The sequence below is a fragment of the Buchnera aphidicola (Hyalopterus amygdali) genome, assembly GCF_964059015.1.
GTDB lineage: Bacteria > Pseudomonadota > Gammaproteobacteria > Enterobacterales > Enterobacteriaceae > Buchnera > Buchnera aphidicola_BN.
This window is the reverse complement of record NZ_OZ060383.1, coordinates 497499-522407: the sequence shown is the minus strand read 5'-3', so window position 1 is coordinate 522407 and position 24909 is coordinate 497499. Positions and strand designations below refer to the sequence as shown.

The following is a 24909-nucleotide window of genomic DNA, read 5'->3' as shown; positions in this document are numbered from 1 at the left end:
TTTTAATTATCCTTAATTTCTTTTTCTATTTGTTGATAATGATACATAGATTTATACCAATTTTCTTCTTTTATTAATTTAGAATGCTTACCTCTTTGAATAATTTTACCTTGATCAATAACTATAGTTTCGTTTGCATAAATTAATGCAGATAAACGATGAGCTACGATAATTAAAGAATGTCCATTTTTTTTCCATTTTTTTAAATTTTTTAGAATAATATTTTCTGTTTTTCCATCTACAGCAGATAAAGCATCATCTAAAATTAATATTTCTGTATTTAATAACAATGCTCGAGCAATAGAAATTCGTTGCTTTTGACCACCAGATAACATCACACCTCTTTCTCCTACTTGAGTTTTATAGCCCTGAGGTAAATCGAGAATGTCCTCATGTATATGAGCTAATTTAGCTACTTGCTCAATTTCTTTTTTAGATGCATTCGGTTTACCTAAAGAAATATTATTAGATATACTATCTGAAAATAAAAATGTAGTTTGATTGACAACTGCTATTTTACTTCGCCAATAATCGATTTTAAGGTCTAATAATGATACTTTTCCATATATTATTTCACCTTGATCAATTTTAAATTGTCGCTGAATTAATTTTAATAGAGTAGTTTTTCCTGATCCTGTAGGCCCACAAATACCTAAAGTATTTCCTGCATCAAGGACAAAAGAAATATTTTTTAAAGATGGTATTTTACTTTTAGGATAGAAAAATAAATCGATATTAACATGTATTTTATTATTATATTTTTTTTCTGTTTTATTTCCATCTTTTATATATAAATCTTTGTTAATAATAGAATAAATTCTATTCCATGCCGCACTTCCTCTTTCGACAATGTTAAACATCCATGCTAAAGCTAGCATTGGCCAAATCATTAGTCCTAAGTACATAATAAAACTAGTTAGTTGACCAATAGTAATAGTATTATTCCAAACTAAATATCCTCCTGATGTAATAGCTAATAAGTTAGAAAATGCCACTGATAAATAAATTACAGGATCAAAGCAAGCATCTATTTTTGCTACTTGCATATTTTTTTTTCCAGTTTCATTGACAATTTTATTAAACTTTTTCAGTTGATTTTTTTCTAATCCAAATGCTCGAATCATGCGAATACTAGTCAATATTTCTTGAGTTTCATTATTTAATAATGAAAAAGCTCCTTGAGCATTACGAAAAGTATTATGTAATTCTTTTCCATATTTTTTTATTAAAATAGCCATAATAGGCATAGGTATAAGTGAAATAATAGTTAATAAAAAACTAATTTGAGTAATCATTACTATTAATACTGATATCCCCATTACAGATGAATCTATGAGAGTTAAAACACCTTCTCCTGCAGCAAATACAACGCGATCTACATCATTAGTAGCTCTAGCTATTAAATCCCCAGTTCGATTTTTTAAAAAAAATATTTCACTTTGTTTGCTAAGGTAAGAGTAAAATTTTACTCTTAGTTCTGTGGCTAATTGGTAAGAGGCGCCAAATAACAAAATTCTCCATAAATAACGTAATATATAAATAATGATTGCAATTAATAGGATAAGTAAAATCCAAGGTAATATTTTTGTACCATACATTTTTTCTTTTATAATTAAATCTATTAAAACACCAATTATTTTAGGTGGTAGTAATTGTAATAATGCTATTATTATCAATAGAAAAATTGATCCTAAATAACGTTTCCATTCTTTAAAAAAATACCATTTTAATTGATTAAACAATCTCACAAAGTAATCCTAAAAATTAAATATTGAGAATATATATTTTAATATTACAGGTTTTTTTATATTTTTGTTTTTTTTATAAGTTAAATATAAATTATGCAAAAATTAATATTTTTAATTTTTTTGTTAAATTTTAAGAAATTCATTTATATTTAAATATATTTTTATGCATTAATCATATAAAATGCTATTTTATAAATTTTATTAACTATTCTAAAAAAATCTTTTAAATAATGTAGAAATATAATGAAAAAAGTATTAATAGTTTTTAGCGGTGGTCAAGATTCAACTACTTGTTTAATACATTACAGTAATATATATGAAGAAGTTCACTGTATTACATTTGATTATAATCAATTACATAAATCTGAAATTGATTCTTCTCGTTTCATAGCGAAACATTTTCAAGTTAAAAAACATGTATTTATAGATATTAAATCTCTTCAAGATCTTTCAATAAGTAGTTTAACAGATAAAAATATTTCTATTCTTGACAGTCATCCATTAAATATTTCTTTACCAAGTACTTTTGTTCCAGGTCGTAATATTTTATTTTTAACTTTGTCTTCTATCTATGCTTTTAATAATCAGATTAATTTAGTTGTTTTAGGTGCAAATGAAATTGATTTTTCTGGTTATCCAGATTGCAGAGATATATTTATAAAAAAAATGAATGATGTTATTAAAATAGGGATGAATTGTGAAATTTTTTTTAAGTCTCCTTTGATTAATTTAAATAAAGCAGAAATATGGGCTTTATCAGACTACTGGAATAGTGTTAATTTTATTTTTAATAATACAGTAACTTGTTATCAAGGTATTAAAGGAATAGGATGTCGTCAATGTCAAGCTTGTATTATTAGAAATAATGGATTTAATCAATGGAAATCTAATCCTGATTTTTATATGAAAACATTGAAAGAAAAATTTAACTTTTATAATTAAATTCTTGTATTTTAAATATTTTCTATTTTATTTAATTTAATTGTTGAATTTTTACGTAAATTATTTAGTAAACATTGAAATACGATATCTACATTATTTTTTTCTAAATATTTAATAATAATCTTTTCTTCTTCTTTTGAAAATTTTTCATAGTAAATTTTATACAATGATGCAATAACAAAATCTTGATTTTTATCTTGATATATAGTGTATATATTTTTTCCCTTATCCGGATATGGCATTGAAAAAATTTTTGATGCATTTAAATTTTCATCATATCGAGATATCGATTCATATTTTTCAAAATAAATATTTTCTTTTTTTAAAATATTTTGATTTCCAATGTTCAATTGGAATAAAATTTTTTTTGCTTTATTTTTTATTGCTTCCTTTGCTTTCATATACTTTATAGCATTTATGATAAAAATTTTTACATCTTTAAAGTTTTTATATTTTTTTTCTTGAAAATTTTTAACACTTAATATAAATGATTCATTATTTTTTAAGAAAATTAAACCAGAATGTTTCTTTAGTTTATTTTTTCTGTCTAGTATTCCTTTTTCAAAAATTATTTTTTTTAAAACAGGATTTTGTAGTTCTGTAGGAATAGAATTTTTATCAAACCAATTTGTTTCACAAGGAATAATTTTAGATTCTTTAAGAATTAAATCAAATCTATTAACGTGTTTTTTTGCAAGAATAGCAAGTTTATTATGTAATTTTTTATATATTTTTAAAGCTTTTTCATTCTTTATTTCATTTTTAATGCTGTCGGATACTTCAGATATTTTTCTGTATTTTTTTGGGATAATTTTATTTAATTTAATAATTAAAAAACTATTATTGAATTTAATAATTTTTGAAATTTGATTAACTTTTTCTAAGTGAGCCAATTTTATTTCATTTGGAATTAAATTTATTTTTATCCACCCAATATTTCCTCCTCTTTTAGAGGAAATAGGGTCTATTGATTTTTCTGTAGCTATTTTAGAAAAATTTCCTCCTCTTTGTAATTCTGATAATATTAGTAATCCTTCACTTTTGTTTTTTGTTTGGATAATACTATATTGTCGTTTTTCTTCTATTAAATATTTTTTTATATTTTTTTTATACCAATTTTTTATTTCTGTATCATTATATTTTATTTTTTTTAGATCTGGCTTGAGTCTAATATAACTAATTTTCAATTTTTCTGGAATATAAAATTTGTTTTTATTTTTGTAAAAATAATCATATATTTCTGATATTTTTACTTTTTGTATTGAAATTATAGGATCAATTTTCAAAATTGCTTTTTTTATTATTCTTTTTTGAGATAACAATTTAATTATTTGTTTTTTTTCATTATCTAAAATAAAATCTGTTTGAGCAATAGAATGAATAAATTTTGTAGTACTTATTTTTTTTTTAATTAAATTAATATATTCATAATGTGTTAAATTTTTTTTTGAAAGATAACTTAAATATTTCTTTTTATCAAATGTATTATTTTTTTGAAATTTTGAATTATTGAGTATAACTTTTTTTATTTCGTCATCATTTATATTAAAATTAATTTTTTTTACATATTGTTCAAGAAGAGTATTATTTATTAATTGATTTAATGCATAATTATAGGTATTTTCTTGAATTTCCTTGTTATCTTTAATTTCTAAAAAATTTTTTCCTAATATTTTTTTTTGTTTTTCTCGGGTATTAAAATACATTTTTTTTAGCATTTCTATGCTAATTTCTTCTTCGTTAACTTTGGCTATATATTTTTTTGGATCACTATTAATATAACTATTTATAGTGCCAAATATTAATGATAAAATAATTATCCCTAAAATAAATTTAACTATAATCAGACTTAATTGGGATTTAAAATATTTAATCATAATATGTATATCCTGGAAAATTTTATATTGAAATTTTCAATTTTTTTATTTAAATTTTAAGGGCTGACGATTTTTTGTCAGCCAAATTTTTATTTTTTACACGTAAGGTTTATTTTCTAAGGCTATTTTTAATACTTCTTCAATATTTTTAACTGGATAAATTTTTAATCCTTCAACAATGTTTTTTGGTATTTCTTCTAAATCACGTTTGTTTTCATATGGTATTAATACACTTTTTACACCACCTCGATGTGCTGCAAGCAATTTTTCTTTTAATCCTCCAATAGTTAATACTTTCCCCCTTAATGTAATCTCTCCTGTCATTGCAATATTAGATTTAACAGGATTTTTAGTTAATGAAGATACTATAGCTGTACACATTGCAATACCTGCACTTGGACCATCTTTTGGTGTTGCACCTTCTGGAACATGTACATGAATGTCATGTTTTTCGTGAAAATCTGTTTTAATTCCTAATTTTTTAGCTTGAGAACGTACAACAGTTAATGCTGCTTGAATTGATTCTTGCATTACTTCGCCTAAAGAACCGGTATAGGTAAGTTTACCTTTTCCTGAAACACATGCTGTTTCAATTGTTAATAATTCTCCACCTACTTCTGTCCATGCTAGTCCAATAACTTGTCCAATTTGATTTAATGTATTTGTTTTTTCATAATCAAATCGTTGTATTCCTAAAAATTTTTTTAAGTTTACACTGTTAATTTCTATATGTTTTAGATCTTTATTTAAAATCAGTAGTTTAACAACTTTTCGACAAATTTTAGATATTTCACGTTCTAGATTTCGAACTCCTGCTTCACGAGTATAATATTGAATAATATTAATTATGGCACAATCAGTAATTGTAATTTCACTTTTTTTTAATGCATTTCTTTCTATTTGTTTTGGATATAGGTAAGATTTTGCTATATTTAACTTTTCATTTTCTGTATAACCAGAAAGACGTATTATTTCCATCCGATCTAGCAGTGGTGCAGGTATATTCATAGAATTAGATGTTGCAACAAACATGACATCTGAAAGATCATAGTCTACTTCTAAGTAGTGATCATTAAAATTTACATTTTGTTCAGGATCTAAAACTTCTAATAATGCAGATGCTGGATCAACTCTTATATCACAAGACATTTTATCAATTTCATCAAGTAAAAATAATGGATTTTTTACTTTTACCTTTACCATCTTTTGAATTAATTTTCCGGGCATAGAACCAATGTATGTACGTCGATGACCTCTGATTTCAGCTTCATCTCTTATTCCACCTAATGCCATTCTTACATATTTTCTACCTGTTGATCTGGCAATAGATTTACCCAAAGATGTTTTACCTACGCCAGGTGGTCCAATTAAACATAAAATAGGACCTTTTACTTTTTTTGTTCTGCTTTGTACAGCTAGGTATTCTAATATTCTCTCTTTTACTTTCTCTAAACCAAAATGATCTATATCAAGAATTATTTTAGCTTCTTGAATATCTTTTTTTATTTTAGTTTTAACACTCCATGGAACTTGTATCATCCAATCAATATAACTACGTACCACTGTAGCTTCAGCTGACATTGGTGACATCATTTTTAATTTTTGTAATTCTGATTCTGTTTTTTCTTTTGCTTCTTTGGGCATTTTTGATTTTTTAATTTTTCGTTTTAAAATTTTATTTTCATCCGGAACTTCATCCATTTCACCGAGTTCTTTTTGAATAGCTTTTATTTGTTCATTTAGGTAGTACTCTCTTTGACTTTTTTCCATTTGTTTTTTGACACGATTTCTAATTCTTTTTTCAATTTTCAATAGATCTATTTCTGTTTCCATAATAGCCATTAAAAACTCTAATCTTTCATTTACATTGTATATTTCTAGTACTGATTGTTTATCAGATAATTTTAATGGTATATGAGCAGCAATTGTATCTGCTAGTTTTTCTGCATTTTTTGTATTAATCAATGAATTAAGTATTTCTGATGGAATTTTTTTGTTGAGTTTAATATAAGATTCAAATTGATTAATTGTTGTTCGAACTAATACTTCCTGTTCTTTGTTGATGATATTATTAGGAAAAATTAATTCTACTTCTGAAATAAAATGTTCTCCATTATTTGTTATATTTTTAATATAAGCTCGCTGCAAACCTTCTACTAGTACTTTTACTGTACCATCTGGTAATTTTAACATTTGTAAAATTGAACTGATCGTTCCTATATTAAATAAATCGTTTTTACTCGGTTCATCTTTTGATGCTTCTTTTTGTGCAATTAGCATAATTTTTTTATCATTATTCATAGATGTTTCAATACATTTAATTGATTTTTTACGACCTACAAATAATGGGATAACCATATGAGGATACACAACTACATCTCTTAATGGTAAAACGGGAATTGTAATGCGTTCAGAACGCTCAGAATTCATAGAGATCTCTCTTAGTTGAATTTCCGCTATCTAAAATTTAAAAAACTGCATTATATTAAAATATGCAGGGATATTTATAATTAAGACAAGTTTATTGGAATTGTCGATTAATATTTATTTTAAGCGTTTAGTGAAATAAAGGGAGAATGTCTTTTTTTAGGTATTATCTGATGTCTTTATTTTTTATTCACCGGATGCTTTTTTTGATTTATCTTTTTCTTCATATATTATTTTTGGTAATGAATGAGAATTGACGACTGATTCATCAATCAAAACTTTTTTTACATTTTTCATAGATGGCAATTCATACATTATATCTAGTAAAATAGTTTCAATAATTGATCTCAATCCTCTTGCTCCTGTTTTTTTAGATAGTGCTTGTTTTGCAATGCAAATAATTGATTTTTTTGTAAATTTTAATTCAACTTTTTCTAAATTAAATAATGTTTGATATTGCTTTATTAAAGCATTTTTAGGCTGACATAATATTTTAACAAGAGCATCTTCAGTTAGTTCATTTAAAATTGTTATTATTGGTAAACGACCAATAAATTCAGGAATTAATCCGAATTTTATTAAATCTTTTGATTGTACCTGTTGCAACAAAAAATTTTGCATTTCTTGTTTTTTTTGTTTTTTAAAATTAGCGTTAAAACCAATTGCGCTATCAGTATATATTCTTTTAGAAATAATTTTAGAAAGTTCTGAAAATGCACCTGCGCATATAAATAGAATATTTGACGTATCAACTTGTAAAAATTCTTGTTGAGGATGTTTTCTTCCACCTTGCGGTGGGATAGATGCTAGAGTTCCTTCAATTAACTTTAATAAAGCTTGTTGTACCCCTTCTCCAGAAACATCTCTAGTAATAGAAGGATTATCAGATTTTCTTGAAATTTTATCTATTTCATCTATATAAATAATACCTAATTCTGCTTTTTTTACATTATATTGACATTTTTGTAGTAATTTTTGTATAACATTTTCAACATCTTCTCCAACATATCCTGCTTCAGTTAAAGTAGTTGCATCTGCAATGCTAAATGGAACATTTAATAATTTTGCCAATGTTTCTGCTAATAAAGTTTTTCCGCTTCCAGTCGGTCCTATTAATAAAATATTGCTTTTACCTAGTTGTACTTTACTTTGGTTTTTAGAAATATTACGAAGACGTTGATAATGATTATAAACAGCTACAGATAAAACTTTTTTTGTATGGTTTTGACCTATTACATAATTATCAAGATGTTTTTTAATTTCACGTGGTGTAGGTAATTCGCTAAACTCATCTTTTTCTTTTATAGTTTTTGTTTCTTCAATAATATTATTACATAGTCTAATGCACTCATCACATATATAAACTGCTGGTCCAGCTATTAGTTTTTGTACTTCTTTTTGATTTTTTCCACAAAAAGAGCATTGAAGTAATTTTTTAGAATCATCTTTACTCTTATCTGTCATATTTTAACCTCTTTTTTAATATATTTATTGATTTTTTGAGTAAATAGATTCTTTTTTTTATAAAAATAGTTTTAATATTTTTTTATTAACGTGGAGTTAAAATTAAATCAATTAATCCATATTCTATAGATTCCATTGCCGATAAAAAGCAATCTCGTTCTGTATCTTTATTAATTTTTTTAATTGGTTGTCCGGTATGATAAGACATCAATTGATTTAATTTTTTTTTCATTTTTATTATCTCTTGTGCATGAATAGCAATATCTGATGCTTGTCCTTGATATCCACCTAATGGTTGGTGAATCATTATTCTTGCATTTGGCAAACATGATCTTTTTCCTTTTTTTCCAGATGATAATAAAAAAGCCGCCATTGAGCATGCTTGTCCTACGCAAATAGTATTAATGTCTGGTTTTATAAATTGCATGGTATCGTAAATAGACATACCTGAAGTAATAATACCACCTGGAGAGTTAATGTATAAAAATATATCTTTTTCCGGATTTTCTGCTTCTAAAAATAACATTTGTGCTACGATAGTGCTTGCCATACAATCTTCAATTGTCCCTATAATAAATATTATTCGTTCTTTTAATAATCTTGAATATATATCATATGAACGTTCTCCTCTTGCATGTTGCTCAACTACCATAGGTATTAATACAGAATTATATGTCATTTAATTTTCTCTATGAATATTGTAGTACATATTGTTAATCTTTTTAAGATTCTTTAAATTTTATTTTTTAATAAAATTTTCAATTGAATATATTAGAATATTAATTCTAGAATTTAAAAATTAAATTATATAAAAAACTCTTCGCTTATTTTTTTCTGATAATCTATAAATTTTTCAAAATTCCAATATTTTTCTATAATTGTGACATTATTTTTTAAAAATTTCATAGCTTGCATTTGTAACTCTATATCTTCTATTGTTTTTTTTAACATTTTATTATATTTATATAGTTTAATTATTTCTGAAGGTTGATCATAATTTAAAGATATTTTTTTTATAAGCAGATCTACCTTTTCTCTGTTGACTAATATATTTTTATTTTTGATAATATTTTCTATAATTAATTTAGTATACAATCTTTTTTTAGCTATTAGTTCAAGATTAACATGATATTTTAATGTTAAAATATTATCTTTTTTTTCTTTATATTCTTTTATATATTTCTTGTTTAAGAAATTTATTTCTTCTTTTAATAAAATTGGGGGTATTTTTATAGGATTCTTTATTATTAATTTTTCTATGATTTGATTTTGTAAATGATTTTCGTTTAAAATTTTTATTTGATGATCTATTTTATTTTTTAAACTTTTATAGTTTATTTCAGTATTTTTGTTTTCTTCTTTTTTTTCTATTTCTATATTTTTTTGATTTTCTTCAATGTTTAATATTTTTATTTTAAATGTAACATCTTGATTGCACAAATTTTCTTCTGGATGGAATTCAGAAAAATGTATTTTAAAAAAAACAATATCATCAATACGATGATTAATTATTTTATTATCTAATTGAGATATAAGATTGTTTTGGAAAACGACAAATTTTAATCTTTTAATGCAAAATTGTTCTATTATTTTATTGTTTTTATAAATATAGTATGCAATTGTAACTCGATCATAAATTTTAATTTTTCTATTAACTTTCTTCCAAATATTTTTTTGATTTTGTTTGTCTTCTATATTTTTTTTTATGTCTTCATTTGTAACATTAACTACTATTTTTTCTACTTTAATGTCTTTTAAGTGCTTGATTTCAAAATCTGGATAAACTGAATAGTTTACAGAATATTTAAAATACTCTTTTTCATCTTTATTTTCGTGCATAAAATATTTTGGCAAACCGATAATTTTTATCTTTTTTTTATCTATAAATTCATAAAAAAATTTTTGCATTAGTTTATTAAATACATCATAATAAACTTTATTTCCATATTTTTCTTCTATAATTTTAATAGGAGTCTTACCTTTTCTAAAACCATTTATTTTTGTTTTTTTATTAATTTTAATAAATTCTTGAAGAATTTGATTATTTACTATTTTTTTTGGAATTTTAATCGTGATAATATCACCATTTTCTTTGTTTTTTTCCATGGAAAATTTCATTTTTTGCCTCAAATAATTGTATTTTTATTTTTTTATTTTTTGCATCTATTACATTTAAAAAAAATAATTTTATTTTTTATATTTCAAATAAAAAAATAATTTTTTTCTTCAAATTGATAAAGTTTTCTCGTGGATTTTTGATTTAGTTAATTACTTTTCAAAATATTATTTATATGTTCTAAAAATTATTCAAATTAATTGAATAATGAAATACAAAATTTTTATTGGATTAATTATTTAAATATTTTTTTAAACATTGCTAAATTATTGTTTTTTATAAGTTAATTTATTTTTAATACATTTTGTAGAATTGAATTCTTTATTCTTTTTTTCTTCCCATTCTTTTAAAGTATAAGTATATAGTGTCATTGAATATATTCTCTCCTTTTCTATTTCTTTTAAATATTGAAATATTATACGGTGTCTATTAATTAAATTTTTACCAATAAAATCATCGCTAATAATAATAATTTTTATGTGTGTAAATTTATTTGTATTTTTAGAATCACTATGTAATTTACTATCATCAAAAATTTTTATGAAACTTACATTTATTTTAGATGTTAAATATTTTTTTATTTTTTCTATATGCATAAATTTATTTTAAATCCTAATTAATTTTTTCTATAAGATAGAAATTTAATAAAAAATATTTTATATTATTTTTTTTAAAAATTTTTAGCAGCAAAAATTTTACCAGGAAAATATATTTTTTTATTTTAAATTTTATCAATTTTTAAAAAATAATTCAATTATTTCGAAAATTATTGATTTTATAAAAATATTTATTTTAAAAAATAATATTTCATAAAATGAAGGTTTTTAGTAGTAAATGATCCTGTGTTTTTATTTTTTTAAAATTTTGAGGTTTTTTAATGATATCTATAAATTTTAATCATGTTTTTAAAGTATTATCATTAATTTTTATTTTGTTTGTTTTAAGTGGTTGTGATAACTTGTTATTAAATCCCCATGGAATAATTGCTAAACAAGAATTTTCATTGCTATTTATATCATTTTTGATGATGCTTCTTGTCGTTGTTCCTGTTATTTTTATGACTATATATTTTTCAGTAAAATATCGTGCTTCTAATATACATGCAAAATATCGTCCAAACTGGTGTGATTCGAAAAAAATAGAAGTAGTAGTATGGACAGTTCCAATTTTAATAATTTCTTTTTTAGGTTTTCTGACATGGAATTATAGTCATATTTTAGATCCTAAAAAACCTATAATTTCTAAATATAAATCTATAGAAATAGATGTCATTGCTTTAGATTGGAGATGGTTATTTATTTATCCTGAATACAAAATAGCAACTATTAATGAGATTATGTTTCCTGTTAATCGACCTATAATTTTTCATATTACTTCTAATTCTGTTATGAATTCTTTTTTTATTCCTTCTCTTGGAAGTCAAATATATGCTATGCCTGGAATGATGACTAAGTTAAATTTAATAGCAAATGATCCAGGAATACACAAAGGCATATCTTCAAATTATAGTGGAAAGGGTTTTTCTAATATGAAGTTTAATGCTGTATCTGTACTAAATGTACAAGATTTTGAAAACTGGATTAAAAAAATAAAAAAATCCTCTAAAAAATTAAATACAATAGATGTTTTTAATATGATTTCATTACCTAATGAAAATCATTTCATAGAATATTTTTCTGATGTCAAAAAAAACCTATTTAATGAAATACTCAATCAAACTTTTTTAAATAAAAAAGAATTGAAATATTAGAAAAATTTAACAATGAAATTTTTAGTGAAGAGGAATAACATGTTTGGAAAATTAAGTTTCAGTGCTATACCTTATAATGAACCAATTATAATGTTTACATATATATCTATTATATTAATTACATGTTGTGTTGTTTTTTATATTACTTATTTAAAAAAATGGAAATATTTGTGGTTTGAATGGTTTACTACAGTTGATCATAAAAAAATATCTATTATGTATGGAATACTTGCATTTATTATGTTGTTTCGAGGTTTTGTAGATGCAATATTAATGCGTACTCAACAGGTAATTGCATCATCTGGAAATACAGGTTTTTTACCATCCCATCATTATGATCAAATATTTACAGCACATGGCGTAATAATGATTTTCTTTGTAGCTATGCCTCTTGTTATTGGATTAATGAATTTAGTGGTGCCATTGCAAATTGGAGCTCGTGATGTAGCTTTTCCCTTTTTAAATAATTTGAGTTTTTGGTTAAATGTAAGTGGTGCTCTTTTAATTACTCTTTCTTTAGGGATAGGCGAATTTGCACAAACAGGATGGTTAGCTTATCCGCCATTATCTAGTATTACATATAGTCCAGGTGTAGGAGTTGATTATTGGATTTGGAGTCTTCAGATTTCTGGTGTTGGTACCACCTTAACAGGTATTAATTTTTTAGTGACTATTTTAAAAATGCGTGCACCTGGTATGTTTTTTTTTAAAATGCCAGTTTTTACTTGGACATCTTTATGTACTAATATTCTTATTGTGATTTCTTTTCCGGTTTTAACAGTTACGCTATTTTTATTAACTTTAGATCGTTATTTTAATTTTCACTTTTTTACTAATGATCTTGGTGGTAATGCAATGCTTTATGTAAATTTAATATGGATATGGGGTCATCCTGAAGTATATATTTTAGTTCTTCCAGCCTTTGGTATTTTTTCAGAAGTAGTGGCTACTTTTTCAAAAAAACGATTATTTGGATATGTATCTTTAGTATGGGCGACTTTAGTGATTACTATTTTGTCTTTTATTGTTTGGCTTCATCATTTCTTTACTATGGGTGCAGGTTCTAATGTTAATGCTTTTTTTGGAATTACAACTATGATTATAGCTATTCCTACTGGAGTAAAAATTTTTAATTGGCTATTTACAATGTATAAAGGTCGAATTCACATACATTCTTCAATGTTATGGACAATTGGATTTTTAATTACCTTTTCTATAGGCGGAATGACAGGTGTATTATTATCGATTCCTCCTGCAGATTTTATCTTGCATAATAGTTTATTTTTAGTTGCTCATTTTCATAATGTTATTATTGGTGGTGTTGTTTTTGGTTGTTTTTCTGGTATTAATTATTGGTTTCCTAAATTATTTGGTTTTACTTTAAATGAAGTTTGGGGAAAACGCGCTTTTTGGTTTTGGATAATTGGTTTTTTTATTGCTTTTATGCCGCTATATTTTTTGGGATTTATGGGCATGACTCGTCGTTTAAGTCAAAATATAGATGTTGAATTTCATTTTTTATTATCTATTGCAGCTTTTGGTGCATTTATTATTGGTATAGGGATAGTATGTCAAATAATTCAATTCTGGATTTCAGTAAAGGATCGTAAAAATAATTTAGATTTTACTGGTGACCCATGGGATGGAAGAACTTTAGAATGGTCTGTTTCTTCTCCTGCACCATTATATAATTTTGCTATTATACCTTACGTAAAAAACAAAGATGAATTTTGGGAAAGAAAAAAAAAGGGAGATAGATTTCAAAAAAATGAATATAGCGAAATTCATATGCCCAAGAATACAGGGTTAGGTCTATTAATTAGTTTTTTTTCTTTAGTTTTTGGTTTTTCTGCAGTATGGCACATAATTTGGTTATGTTTGTTGTCTTTTCTTATAGTAATTTGTAGTTTAATTGTTAATAGCACTAACGAAAATACTGAATATACTGTATCAGTAAAAGAAATTAAAAATATAGAAAATCAACATTTAGAAAATATTCAAAAAGCAGGTTTAAAATGATAGCAGAAAAAATAAAAAATAATAAATTATTTGGATTTTGGATATATTTAATGAGTGATTGTATTATATTTGCTGTATTATTTGCTATATATGCAATTGTTTCTTCAAATTTATCTATAAATTTTATTGATAATAAAATTATTGATTTATCTTATGTTTTTATTGAAACATTTATTTTATTATTAAGTTCGTTATCATGTGGTATTCTTACAGTAGAAATTAATAAAAAAAATATTATAAAAGTATATTTTTACTTATTTTTAACATTTTTTTTAGGTTTTCTCTTTTTATTTATGGAAATAAATGAATTTTATCATCTATTTTTAAAAAATTATACTCCTAGTCGAAATGCTTTTTTTTCTATTTTTTTTACTCTTATTGGTACGCATGGGATTCATGTTTTTTTTGGTTTGATTTTTATATTATCAATTTTTTATCAATTGTTTAATTTAGGTATGACTGATATTATTCGTATGCGCATACTGTGTTTTAGTTTATTTTGGCACTTTTTAGATATTATATGGATTTGTGTTTTTACTTTTGTTTATTTAAATGGAGCCATTTAATGAATAAATGCGACAAATCAAAAAATATTTTTAATAAAGAAATAAAATTTTATATTATCGGTTTTTTATTGTCTGTTCTTTTTACTATTCTTCCATTTATTTGTACTTTAAATCATTTTTTTTCTAAAACAGTTCTGTTTTTTATAATTTTATTATGTGCTTTAACTCAAATTGTAGTACATTTCGTGTATTTTTTACATTTGAATTTTTCTAAGAAAAACACTTGGAATATAATTTCCTTGTTTTTTATATTGATTATTATTTGTATCATTATATTTGGTTCTATATGGATTATGTATAATTTAAATCATCATATTATGTTTTAATTAACTACTTACTTGAAGATTACTTGTCTATAATGTTGAAATATTATTTAGAAATAACAAAACCACGTATTATTATTGGCAATATTATTTTAATAATAGGTAGTTTTTTATATTCATCTTTCCCTTATTTAAATTTTTTTTTATTTTTTTGCACTATTTTTGGCACTTCTTTAGTAATAGCTTCAAGTTGTGTATTTAATAATTTAATTGATATAAATATAGATAATAAAATGAATAGAACCAAAAATAGAGCTTTGGTAAGAAGTATAATAAACCCCACATCAGCATTTATTTTTGGATTTTTTATTGGTATTGTGGGGTTTTCTATATTGGGTTTTTTAGTAAATTTTTTATCGATGTTGTTATCTTTTTTAGGATTTTTTATTTATGTATTTTTATATACATTTTTATTAAAGAGAATATCTGTATATTCTACTTTTGTTGGAAGTTTTTCAGGTTCTATTCCTTCTTTGATTGGGTATACTGCTGTACACAATAATATTAATTTGTTTTGTTTATTGTTATTTATTACTTTTATATTTTGGCAGATGTCTCATTTTTATTCTATTGCTATTCTTTATATTGATGATTATAAATGTGCAAAGTTACCTTTTTTTCCTATTTTAAAGGGTGTTTTAATGGCTAAAAAGCACATTTTTTATTATATAATATGTTTTATTATCTCTACTTCTATGTTAACTTTTTTAGGATATTTAAGCTATATTTTTCTTTTATTTTCGTCTCTATTTAGTTTTTATTGGTTGTACATATCATATTTGAGCATTGGCGAATATAATGAAAAAAATAATTCTCGTAAAATTTTTCGTTGTTCTATTTTGGTAGTAATATTGTTTAATTTTTTAATGTCAATAGATTTTATATTTTTATAAGCATTGAGAAGGCTTAGGTATACCGGCTATTTTACTAGCCTGTTGAGCCGGTCCTTTTGGAAATAGTTGAAATAAATAAATACTATTACTTTTTTCTTTCCCTATTATATTTTCAATACTTTTAATAAGCATCCTCATAGATGGGGTTGTATTAAATTTAAAATAAAAAATTCTTATAAATTTTATTATTTTCCAATGATCATTTTTTAAAGTAATTTTTTCTTTTTTTGCAATTTCTTTTGCTAAGTTTATATTCCAATCTGCAGCATTTTTTAAGTATCCTTCTTTATCTTTTTCTATTTTTTTATATGATTTTGTTTTTTTATTATTCATGTGTAACATAATTTAAATAAGATATAAAATTTTAATAAAAATTGAGTTAAATTGTGAAAAATTATAAAATGAATTTTATAGAATTACAAGTTACATTAAGTTTCTGTATTGTTTTTTTATTGCGAATGATAGGTATATTTTCAGTTCTACCTATTGTTAGTAAATATGGATTAAACTTAAATAACAGTAATAAATTTTTAATTGGTTTATCAATTGGCATTTATGCAATAACTCAAATGATTTTTCAAATCCCTTTTGGAATATTATCTGATAGATTTAGTCGAAAAAAAATACTTATATTTGGTCTTTTACTTTTTTTTATTGGAAGTCTTATTTGCATTAGTACTCATTCTATTTGGAGTTTAATTATTGGAAGAGCTGTACAAGGATCTGGTGCAATATCTGGTGTTTCTATGGCGTTATTATCTGATTTAATTCGAAAAGAGAATCGTGTTAAATCAATTTCTGCTATAGGTGCAAGTTTTGCTATTTCTTTTTTAATTGCTTTTGTTTCAGCTCCTTTAATTGCTGATACTTTTAGTTTTTTTTCTATTTTTTGGATTTCTTCTATATTATCTATTTTTTGTATTTTAGTTGTTGTTTTTTTTATTCCTTGTTCTAAAAATAAACTAGCAAGTTATGAGAAAAATATTCGTCAACATGCCATACAATTTTTGTTTAATAAAATTTTTTTTAGATTTTATTTTGGTGTTTTTTTTCTTCATTTTTTATTAACTATGACTTTTTTAATTATACCAAATGAATTAGAACTATCTGGTCTTTCATTAAACTCTCATTGGATAGTTTATTTTATTACTATAATATTATCTTTTCTTATATTATTTCTTTTTGTTTTTTATTTCAAAATTTATTTTTTTGTAAAAAATGCTATTGAAATATGTATTTTTTTTATTTTTTTATCATTTTTGATTTTTTTATTATCACAACACAATTTGATAGCTTTGATATTTTTTTTACAAATTTTTTTCATTGCTTTTAATATGTTAGAAATCTTTCTACCTTCAAATTTAAGTCAAACAATATCTATTAAGAATTACAAAGGTAGTATAATGAGCATTTATTCTACTAGTCAATTTTTAGGTATAGCTTTTGGTGGAATATTAAATGGATTTTTGTCTTCTTTTTTAAGTACAACAAAAATTGTTTTATTCGATATTTTTGTTACCCTTACATGGTTAATGTTGAGTTTTTTTTGTAAGAAGTAATTTTTTTATAGTATAATTTATATATTTTTATTATTTAAATATTTTTTTAGGTGCATACAAATGAATTTTTCTTCTTTCTATGATATTTATTGCAATCGTATAAATAAAAAATTATTTCAAATAATAAAAGAATTACCTTTTCAAAAATCTATTCTTTTAAAGGCAATGCGATATAGTACTTTGCTTGGTGGTAAGAGATTACGTTCATGTTTAGTATATGCTACTGGTCAAACTTTTTCAGTCAACATAGTTACACTTGATATTATATCTGCAGTGATTGAATTAATTCATTCATATTCTTTAATTCATGATGACTTACCATGTTTAGATAATGATTCTTATAGAAGAGGACAACTTTCTTGTCATATAAAGTATGGCGAAAATTTTGCTTTATTAGCAGGTGATGCTTTACAGGGATTAGCGTTTAATATTTTATCTAGCCATATTATGCCTGGCGTAACTGATATTGTACGTTTAAAAATGATTTCTGAATTATCCAATTCTATTGGATCCACTGGAATGTGTATTGGTCAGGCATTGGATTTAGAAAAACAAAAAATAACACATGTATCTGAATTAGATGAAATTAATCTATATAAAACTGCTTTTTTAATTAGATGTGCTATACGTCTAGTATATTTTTCTTCAAATAATATTTCTACAAAAATTTCATTACTTTTAGATAAGTTTGCTATCTCTATTGGTTTAGCTTTTCAAATTCAAGATGATATTTTTGATCTAAAATATGATCTTAATAAGATGAAACATAAGAATAACATAATAAAAAAAACATATCCTTTATTAATAGGATTAAAAAAATCTCAAAATAAAGTAAAAGAATTATATAAATTATCATTTTTTGCATTAGAATGTTTAAAAGAAGAAGATTTTAATGTTAGTACGTTAGAACTCTTAACTCAATTTATAATTCAACGTTCTAAATAAGTTTAATAATGAGCATCCAATGAATTTTGATATGAAAAAATATCCAATTTTATCTTTTGCTGGTTCAGTACAGCGTTTACGTCTTTTATCGATTGAAAAATTACCACAATTATGTATAGAATTACGAAAATATTTATTGGATATAGCATTTATGACTCCAGGGCATTTTGCTTCTGGATTAGGTGTTATTGAAATTACAGTTGCCTTGCATTATGTTTATGATACACCATTTGATAATTTATTATGGGATGTAGGACATCAATCTTATCCTCATAAGATATTAACAGGAAGAGGGAAAAAAATTAGTAGTATTAGAAAAAAAAATGGATTACATCCTTTTCCATTTCGAGAAGAAAGTGAATATGATATTTTAAGTGTTGGTCATTCTTCTACTTCAATTAGTGCAGGTTTAGGTTTATCAATTGCTGCTCAAAAAGAAGGAAAAAATAGGAAAACAGTCTGTGTTATTGGTGATGGAGCTATGACTGCTGGAATGGCATTTGAAGCTATGAATCATGCTGGATCAGTTCAGTCCGATCTGTTGATTATATTAAACGATAATCAAATGTCTATTTCAAGAAACATAGGTGCTTTAAATAAACATTTACAATCTTTAAGAGATATAAAAAAAAATAATTTGATTGTTAGTCATTCGATATTTGAAAATTTAAGTTTTAAATATTTAGGTCCTTATGATGGACATGATATTTTTAAGTTGATTAAAATTTTAAAAAAAATAAAGAATAAAAAAGAAAGTTGTTTATTACATTTAATAACCAAAAAAGGAAAAGGATATCTTCCTTCAGAGTTAAATCCTATAAAATGGCATACGGTACCTCAATTTTCATCTTCTAAATCTCTTACTTATTCAGATGTATTTGGTTCTTGGTTATGCGAAGTAGCAGAATTTGATAAAAAAATAATGGCTATTACTCCTGCTATGTGCGAAGGTTCCGGAATGTTGCGTTTTTCTCGTCTTTTTCCTGATCAATATTTTGATGTCGCAATTGCTGAACAACATGCAGTTACTTTTGCAGCCGGTCTTGCTATTGCAGGATATAAACCTATTGTATCTATATATTCTACTTTTTTACAAAGAGCTTATGATCAAATTATACATGATGTTGCATTACAAAAATTATCAATTTTATTTGCTGTTGATCGAGGAGGCGTAGTAGGACACGATGGTCCAACTCATCAAGGTATTTTTGATCTATCTTATCTAAGATGTATTCCCGGAATTATTATTATGACTCCAAGTAATGAAAATGAATGTAGACAAATGTTATATACTGGTTATATGTATAAAAAAGGACCTAGCGTGGTAAGATATCCTAAAGGTAATGGCATTGGTGTTCCGTTACAAGCAATGAGTATCATCCCATTAGGTAAATCTATCGTTAAAAGAATTGGGAAAAAAATAGCTATTTTAAATTTTGGGGCTTTGTTACATAATACTTACTTAGCTGCCGAAAAATTAAATGCAACGCTTGTTGATATGCGCTTTGTAAAACCTTTAGATACAGATATGATTGCAAATATATCTTTAAAATATAAGTTTTTAGTTACTATTGAAGAAGGTGTTATTGCTGGTGGTGCAGGTAGTGCTGTGAATGAATTTATCATGACAAAAAAAAAATTTCTTCCAGTTTTAAATATTGGTTTGCCAGATATATTTATTGAACAAGGTAGTCAAGAAGAAATTCATTATGATTATCAACTAGATGAAAAAGGAATTTATAATCAAATAATTTCTTGGTTGTCGTTAGAATAATATTGTTTTTAATAATTTTTTAAATTTTTTATTTTTAATGCCGCTTTATCTAAAACACCATTAATAAATTTATGACTATCTGCAGATCCGAATAATTTTGCTAATTCAATACCTTCATTAATAGATACCTTATAGGGTATATCATTTCTTTTGTATAATTCATAAAATGATATTCTCAGTATAGCTTTTTCAATTGGACCTATTTTTTTTAATGAACGAGATAAATATGGTTTCATTAAATTATCTATATTTTGATAATCATAGGTTATTCCTATGATTAATTCGTAAAAATATGTAATATCAATGTTTTTTTTATTTCTTTCTTTTAAGAATTCTATTGCATCATGTTTTATATTATTCCGAGAAATTTCCCAAGAATATAGCATTTGTAATGCACATGCACGAGCTTTTCGTCTAAACAGCGGTTTTATTGTCATAAGTTTTTCTTAATATAGTTGGATGTTTTAATATTTTTTATTTTTAGGCTCTAATTTTAATCGTATATCAGGTCCTATTTGACAAATATCTTTAAAATTAAATTTTAAACACTCAAATAATTTTATTTTTTTCTTTAGGAGGAAAAGTGGCTTAGCTTCATGTCCTAATATTTTAGGTGCGATATATATAATAATTTCATCAATTAATTCTAGTTTTAAAAAATGTCCAGACAGCGTACTACCCGCTTCTATCCATACATTATTCATTTCTAATTTTCCTAAAAATTTTAAAACAGATAATATGTCAATATTTTTTTTATTTGGTTTAATTATAATTTGTTTTATATTTTTTGGCCATGTTTCTTCATCTAATTTTAATCGCATTAATAAAATTTTTTCTTCTGTTTGCATTATTTTATGTGATTTTTTAATACGATTTTTACTATCTATAATGACTCTTGTAGGATGTTGAAAGATTTTTTTTGGAAATTTAGATAGCATTTTTTTATTAAAATCTTTATGACGTACATTTAATAAAGGATTATCATTTAATATGGTTTGGCTGCTAGTAAGTATAGCTGAGCTTTTTGCGCGAAATTCTTGTACGTCTTGACGTGAAAGTTTGGAAGTAATCCATTGACTTTCGCCGTTTTTCATAGCTATTCTTCCATCTATCGACATTGCTAATTTTAATTGTATTCATGGCAATCCTGTTTTCATTCTTTTAAAAAAGCCTTTATTATATTTTTGAGCTTCTTGTGACATTAATCCTATTTTTACAAAAACACCTTTTTCTCTAAGATATAAGACTCCTTTTCCAGATACTTTTGGATTAGGATCTAAATTAGATATTATTACATTTTTTATTCCATATTTTATAATAGCATCACAACATGGAGGCGTTTTTCCAAAATAATTACATGGTTCTAATGTAATATATGCCGTTGCACCTTTTGCTTTTTCTCCTGCTATATTTAAAGCATTAATTTCAGCATGATTTTCCCCGTATTGTTGATGCCATCCTTCTCCTACAATTTTATTGTTATTCACAATAACACAACCAACATTAGGATTAGGAGAAGTTGTAAATTCTCCTAATTTACTAATTTTTATTGCTCTTTTCATATAAAATATATCTTTCATATATCACCAAACATTATTTTTTTTAAATAAAATGATTAAAACCTGTTTTATTTAAAATTATTTTTTTTTTATTTCTTGTTAGATTTAATTCTTTTTCAATTGGTGTAATATAACCTATGCATGTACATTGAATTAATTTTTTTTTAATAGAAAAATTTAATTTTTCAATATTTTTTTTTGGGATAGTAAAACATAATTCATAATCTTCTCCTGTATGTAAAGCCCAGTCTAAATATTGGCTAGATTTAAAATTATTTTTTAAATTTTTAGATATAGGTATTTTGTTTAAATCAATATTAGCGCCACATTTGCTGCTTTTTAGTATATGTCCTAAATCAGAAATTAAACCATCTGATATGTCAATAGCTGAATTAGCAATATCTTTTAGTAATAATCCTTCGTTTATTCTAGGAATTGGTTTTAGATGTTTTTTAATTAAAAAATTTCGTATATTTATATTTCTTAAAAAAATTTTTTTTTGTAGTAAAAAACAACCTGCAGCACTTTCTCCCAGGCTGCCTGTGACATATATTAAATCTTCATTTTTAGCATTACTACGTAACAATGACTTATTTCCGTGTATTAATCCATAAACGCTTATTGTAATACTCAATGGTCCACAATTTGTATCTCCTCCAATTAACTTTAATTTATATTTATTTAAAATATTAAAAAAGCTTTTGCTGAATATTTTTAACCATTTAGCATCAGATTTTGGCATTGTCATAGACAACGTAATCCATTTTGGTATAGCACCCATTGCAGCAAGATCACTAAGATTTACTGCTACACTTTTATATGCTAAATCTTTAGGATTAGTATTTTTTAAAAAGTGTATATCTTCTACTAGAGTATCGGTACTAATAGCAAGCATATTATTTTTAGGTATTTTTATTAATGCACTATCATCTCCTATTCCTGTAATTTGATTTTTATCTTTTTTTTGTTGATTTTTAAAAAATTTAGATATAATATTAAATTCATTGTATTTCATGATTTAATCTTATATTTTTTTTAATTTTTTCATTATATTTATCATTTCTAATGCAGCTAGTGCAGCTTCGGATCCCTTATTACCCATTTTTGTACCTGATCTTTCAATAGATTGTTGAATATTTTTTGTTATTAATACGCCTAACGTAATTGGAATGAAATATTTTGTGCTTATTTTTGAAAGATTACTATAAACATCACTTGCAATGTATTTAAAATGATCTGTACTACCTTGAATAATTGTACCTATTGCAATTATAGCATTATATTTATTAGAATTTGCAATATAACTTGCTACTACCGGTATTTCACACGTTCCAGGTACATATATTTGTACAATTTTTTCTTTTTCTACGCTTCCTATTCTTGTTAACGTGTCTATGGCTCCAGATAATAGATGTTGATTAATAAATTCATTAAATCTAGCAATAATAATTGCAATTGAAATGTTTTTAACTTTAATTCCTGATTGAATAATATTCATAATTTTTCTTTTTTAATTTAAGTTTTAAGTATCCAAGCATATCCATAATGATTATAAAAACCTGCTTTTATTCCTGCTTGATCCCCTATTCCTTCATACATATCAAAATGTTGTCCTTTAATCATACCTCCTACGTCTAATGCAACTAATAAACGTATTTCGTATTTATGAATAAACACACCATGTTCATCAAGTAAGGGAATTTTTGCTAAAATTACATTTCCACTTTTTATAATAGAATTGTCTACAGCTACTGATGCTCCTGCAACTAATGGTACTGAACTAGATCCATATACTTCTCGTTTTTTTGTTTCTTTAAAAAAAACAAAAGATTTATTTTTTTCAAATAAATTTTGTATTTCTTCTTCAGTATGTTGTTTACACCATGTTTTAATTGTTTGCATTGATATGTTACTTTTTTTTATTTCTCCATTTTGTATTAAAATTTTACCTATACTAGTATAGGGCCAATTATTTTTTTTTGCATAACTAAAAAAAACTAGTGGTTTTTTGTCCCCATAATCTATAAAACCACTTCCTTGTATTTCCATAATAAAGTTATCTATTAAAGAATTACTATAAGCTAAAATATATTTTTTTTTTAATATACCTTTATAAATTTCTTTTCTTTGTGGTAATTTTTCATTTTTTTTAAAATTTAAAGGAATTCGATATATTGGATATATAAAATTTCTTTTTTTTATTTTACTTGCTTTAATCACTGGTGTGTAATAACCAGTTATTTTAACATTCCCATAGTTGTCTACACCTTTCATTTGTAATAAATTAACACCAAAATTATTTAATTTATTAATATTTTTTGTTTTTTTTAACCAAGTCATTATAGCATTATAAATAGATATATTTTTCAAATATAAATTTGGGGAATGAGATTTAATTTTTTCAATTTGTAGAAGAAATTCTTTTTTATTAGATAGTTTATTAGTTATATTTATTTTTTTTATATTTGTGAAATTTTTAATAAGTTTATTTTTATATTGCTTTCCCTGTTGAATATTATTATTTGAAAAAGAAACTGTAAAAATAAAAGTTAAAATTAATGTTAATTTTTTAATATTATCTAATAGTATAGAAGAATTGAGCATAGTATTTATTTAAAATCTTTTAAGATTATTTTTTTATAAAAAATATATTTTCTCTTTTTAAAAAAAATTATTATAAAAAGGTTGATTTTTTTTTTTTTAAGGGGTAAAATTTAGAATTAATAGGCGCGGGGTGGAGCAGTCTGGTAGCTCGTCGGGCTCATAACCCGAAGGTCGTTGGTTCAAATCCAGCCCCCGCAACCAATTTTATACATTCTAAATAAACACCTCCATTTTTTAAAAAAAATCTTTTATTTTTTACCTTCTTTAGAAGTCATAATAAAATTATGACGATTTTTTTTTAATTTTTTTAGATTAATTATATAAGTTTAAAAAAAATAAATAA

General features: G+C 24.0%; 21 protein-coding genes, 1 tRNA gene and 1 pseudogene. 10 read left to right on the top strand and 13 right to left on the bottom strand.

Annotated elements, in window-relative coordinates:
* Positions 1–2: 2 nt before the first annotated feature.
* A complete protein-coding gene (locus AB4W74_RS02435) occupies positions 3–1748 on the bottom strand; it encodes a SmdA family multidrug ABC transporter permease/ATP-binding protein (protein WP_367681870.1) in 1746 nt (581 codons plus the stop codon).
* A 243-nt stretch (positions 1749–1991) separates the two neighbouring features.
* Here AB4W74_RS02435 and queC point away from each other — a divergent pair, with 243 nt between their 5' ends.
* Positions 1992–2690 carry a 7-cyano-7-deazaguanine synthase QueC gene (gene queC, locus AB4W74_RS02430; RefSeq protein WP_367681869.1) on the top strand — a complete coding sequence of 233 codons (699 nt, stop codon included), beginning with the start codon at positions 1992–1994 and terminating at the stop codon, positions 2688–2690.
* A gap of 11 nt (positions 2691–2701) precedes the next feature.
* Here queC and AB4W74_RS02425 read toward each other — a convergent pair whose 3' ends face one another.
* From AB4W74_RS02425 to AB4W74_RS02400, 6 genes are all read right to left on the bottom strand, one after another.
* The gene (locus AB4W74_RS02425; RefSeq protein ID WP_367681868.1) at positions 2702–4567 is read right to left on the bottom strand and encodes a SurA N-terminal domain-containing protein; all 1866 of its coding nucleotides are present in this window, start codon (positions 4565–4567) and stop codon (positions 2702–2704) included.
* 96 nt (positions 4568–4663) lie between these two features.
* Complete coding sequence (gene lon / locus AB4W74_RS02420) at positions 4664–6997, bottom strand: endopeptidase La (RefSeq protein ID WP_367681867.1); 2334 nt, start codon at positions 6995–6997, stop codon at positions 4664–4666.
* Between the two features lie 183 nt (positions 6998–7180).
* On the bottom strand, positions 7181–8458 hold the full coding sequence (gene clpX, locus AB4W74_RS02415) for an ATP-dependent Clp protease ATP-binding subunit ClpX (RefSeq protein ID WP_367681866.1): 1278 nt from the start codon (positions 8456–8458) through the stop codon (positions 7181–7183).
* Between the two features lie 85 nt (positions 8459–8543).
* The gene (gene clpP, locus AB4W74_RS02410) at positions 8544–9137 is read right to left on the bottom strand and encodes an ATP-dependent Clp endopeptidase proteolytic subunit ClpP (RefSeq protein WP_367681865.1); all 594 of its coding nucleotides are present in this window, start codon (positions 9135–9137) and stop codon (positions 8544–8546) included.
* Between the two features lie 125 nt (positions 9138–9262).
* Complete coding sequence (gene tig, locus AB4W74_RS02405) at positions 9263–10576, bottom strand: trigger factor (protein WP_367681864.1); 1314 nt, start codon at positions 10574–10576, stop codon at positions 9263–9265.
* Positions 10577–10840: 264 nt separating this feature from the next.
* A complete protein-coding gene (locus tag AB4W74_RS02400; RefSeq protein ID WP_367681863.1) occupies positions 10841–11170 on the bottom strand; it encodes a BolA family protein in 330 nt (109 codons plus the stop codon).
* A gap of 281 nt (positions 11171–11451) precedes the next feature.
* Here AB4W74_RS02400 and cyoA point away from each other — a divergent pair, with 281 nt between their 5' ends.
* Genes cyoA through cyoE form a run of 5 tightly spaced genes read left to right on the top strand, consistent with a single transcriptional unit; the run spans position 11452 to position 16125 of the window.
* Positions 11452–12324, top strand: a complete 873-nt coding sequence (gene cyoA / locus AB4W74_RS02395; RefSeq protein WP_367681862.1) for a ubiquinol oxidase subunit II — start codon at positions 11452–11454, stop codon at positions 12322–12324.
* A 39-nt stretch (positions 12325–12363) separates the two neighbouring features.
* A complete protein-coding gene (cyoB, locus tag AB4W74_RS02390; protein ID WP_367681861.1) occupies positions 12364–14343 on the top strand; it encodes a cytochrome o ubiquinol oxidase subunit I in 1980 nt (659 codons plus the stop codon).
* Positions 14340–14909 (top strand): cytochrome o ubiquinol oxidase subunit III, encoded by a 570-nt coding sequence (cyoC, locus tag AB4W74_RS02385; RefSeq protein WP_367681860.1) that lies wholly within the window; start codon positions 14340–14342, stop codon positions 14907–14909. Before cyoB ends, cyoC begins: the two co-directional genes overlap by 4 nt.
* Positions 14909–15235: a cytochrome o ubiquinol oxidase subunit IV gene (gene cyoD / locus AB4W74_RS02380; protein ID WP_367681859.1), complete on the top strand. Its 327-nt coding sequence runs from the start codon at positions 14909–14911 to the stop codon at positions 15233–15235. Before cyoC ends, cyoD begins: the two co-directional genes overlap by 1 nt.
* A gap of 32 nt (positions 15236–15267) precedes the next feature.
* Positions 15268–16125 carry a heme o synthase gene (gene cyoE, locus AB4W74_RS02375; protein WP_367681858.1) on the top strand — a complete coding sequence of 286 codons (858 nt, stop codon included), beginning with the start codon at positions 15268–15270 and terminating at the stop codon, positions 16123–16125.
* Here the strand turns inward: cyoE and AB4W74_RS02370 are convergent.
* Positions 16120–16467, bottom strand: a complete 348-nt coding sequence (locus AB4W74_RS02370) for a TusE/DsrC/DsvC family sulfur relay protein (protein ID WP_367681857.1) — start codon at positions 16465–16467, stop codon at positions 16120–16122. The two genes, cyoE and AB4W74_RS02370, sit on opposite strands and share 6 nt — an antisense overlap.
* A 59-nt stretch (positions 16468–16526) precedes the next feature.
* On the opposite strand from AB4W74_RS02370, the gene AB4W74_RS02365 reads away from it, so the two are divergent.
* From AB4W74_RS02365 to dxs, 3 genes are read left to right on the top strand one after another with little or no spacing between them, the layout of a single operon-like run.
* A complete protein-coding gene (locus AB4W74_RS02365) occupies positions 16527–17684 on the top strand; it encodes an MFS transporter (RefSeq protein WP_367681856.1) in 1158 nt (385 codons plus the stop codon).
* A gap of 60 nt (positions 17685–17744) precedes the next feature.
* Positions 17745–18629 carry a polyprenyl synthetase family protein gene (locus AB4W74_RS02360; protein WP_367681855.1) on the top strand — a complete coding sequence of 295 codons (885 nt, stop codon included), beginning with the start codon at positions 17745–17747 and terminating at the stop codon, positions 18627–18629.
* A gap of 19 nt (positions 18630–18648) precedes the next feature.
* Complete coding sequence (dxs, locus tag AB4W74_RS02355; RefSeq protein ID WP_367681854.1) at positions 18649–20403, top strand: 1-deoxy-D-xylulose-5-phosphate synthase; 1755 nt, start codon at positions 18649–18651, stop codon at positions 20401–20403.
* 8 nt (positions 20404–20411) lie between these two features.
* Here the strand turns inward: dxs and nusB are convergent, their stop codons facing one another.
* The 5 genes and pseudogenes from nusB to mltA form a co-directional block, all read right to left on the bottom strand.
* Entirely contained in the window at positions 20412–20834 is a 423-nt protein-coding gene (gene nusB, locus AB4W74_RS02350) for a transcription antitermination factor NusB (protein ID WP_367682258.1), read from the bottom strand.
* A 33-nt stretch (positions 20835–20867) separates the two neighbouring features.
* A pseudogene (ribD, locus tag AB4W74_RS02345) lies at positions 20868–21965 on the bottom strand (bifunctional diaminohydroxyphosphoribosylaminopyrimidine deaminase/5-amino-6-(5-phosphoribosylamino)uracil reductase RibD).
* 40 nt (positions 21966–22005) lie between these two features.
* The gene (gene thiL, locus AB4W74_RS02340) at positions 22006–22977 is read right to left on the bottom strand and encodes a thiamine-phosphate kinase (protein WP_367681853.1); all 972 of its coding nucleotides are present in this window, start codon (positions 22975–22977) and stop codon (positions 22006–22008) included.
* Positions 22978–22986: 9 nt separating this feature from the next.
* A complete protein-coding gene (ribE, locus tag AB4W74_RS02335) occupies positions 22987–23460 on the bottom strand; it encodes a 6,7-dimethyl-8-ribityllumazine synthase (RefSeq protein ID WP_367681852.1) in 474 nt (157 codons plus the stop codon).
* A 17-nt stretch (positions 23461–23477) separates the two neighbouring features.
* On the bottom strand, positions 23478–24566 hold the full coding sequence (gene mltA, locus AB4W74_RS02330; protein WP_367681851.1) for a murein transglycosylase A: 1089 nt from the start codon (positions 24564–24566) through the stop codon (positions 23478–23480).
* A gap of 124 nt (positions 24567–24690) precedes the next feature.
* Between mltA and AB4W74_RS02325 the strand changes: the two genes are divergently transcribed.
* Positions 24691–24767, top strand: a tRNA-Met gene (locus tag AB4W74_RS02325).
* Positions 24768–24909 lie beyond the last annotated feature (142 nt).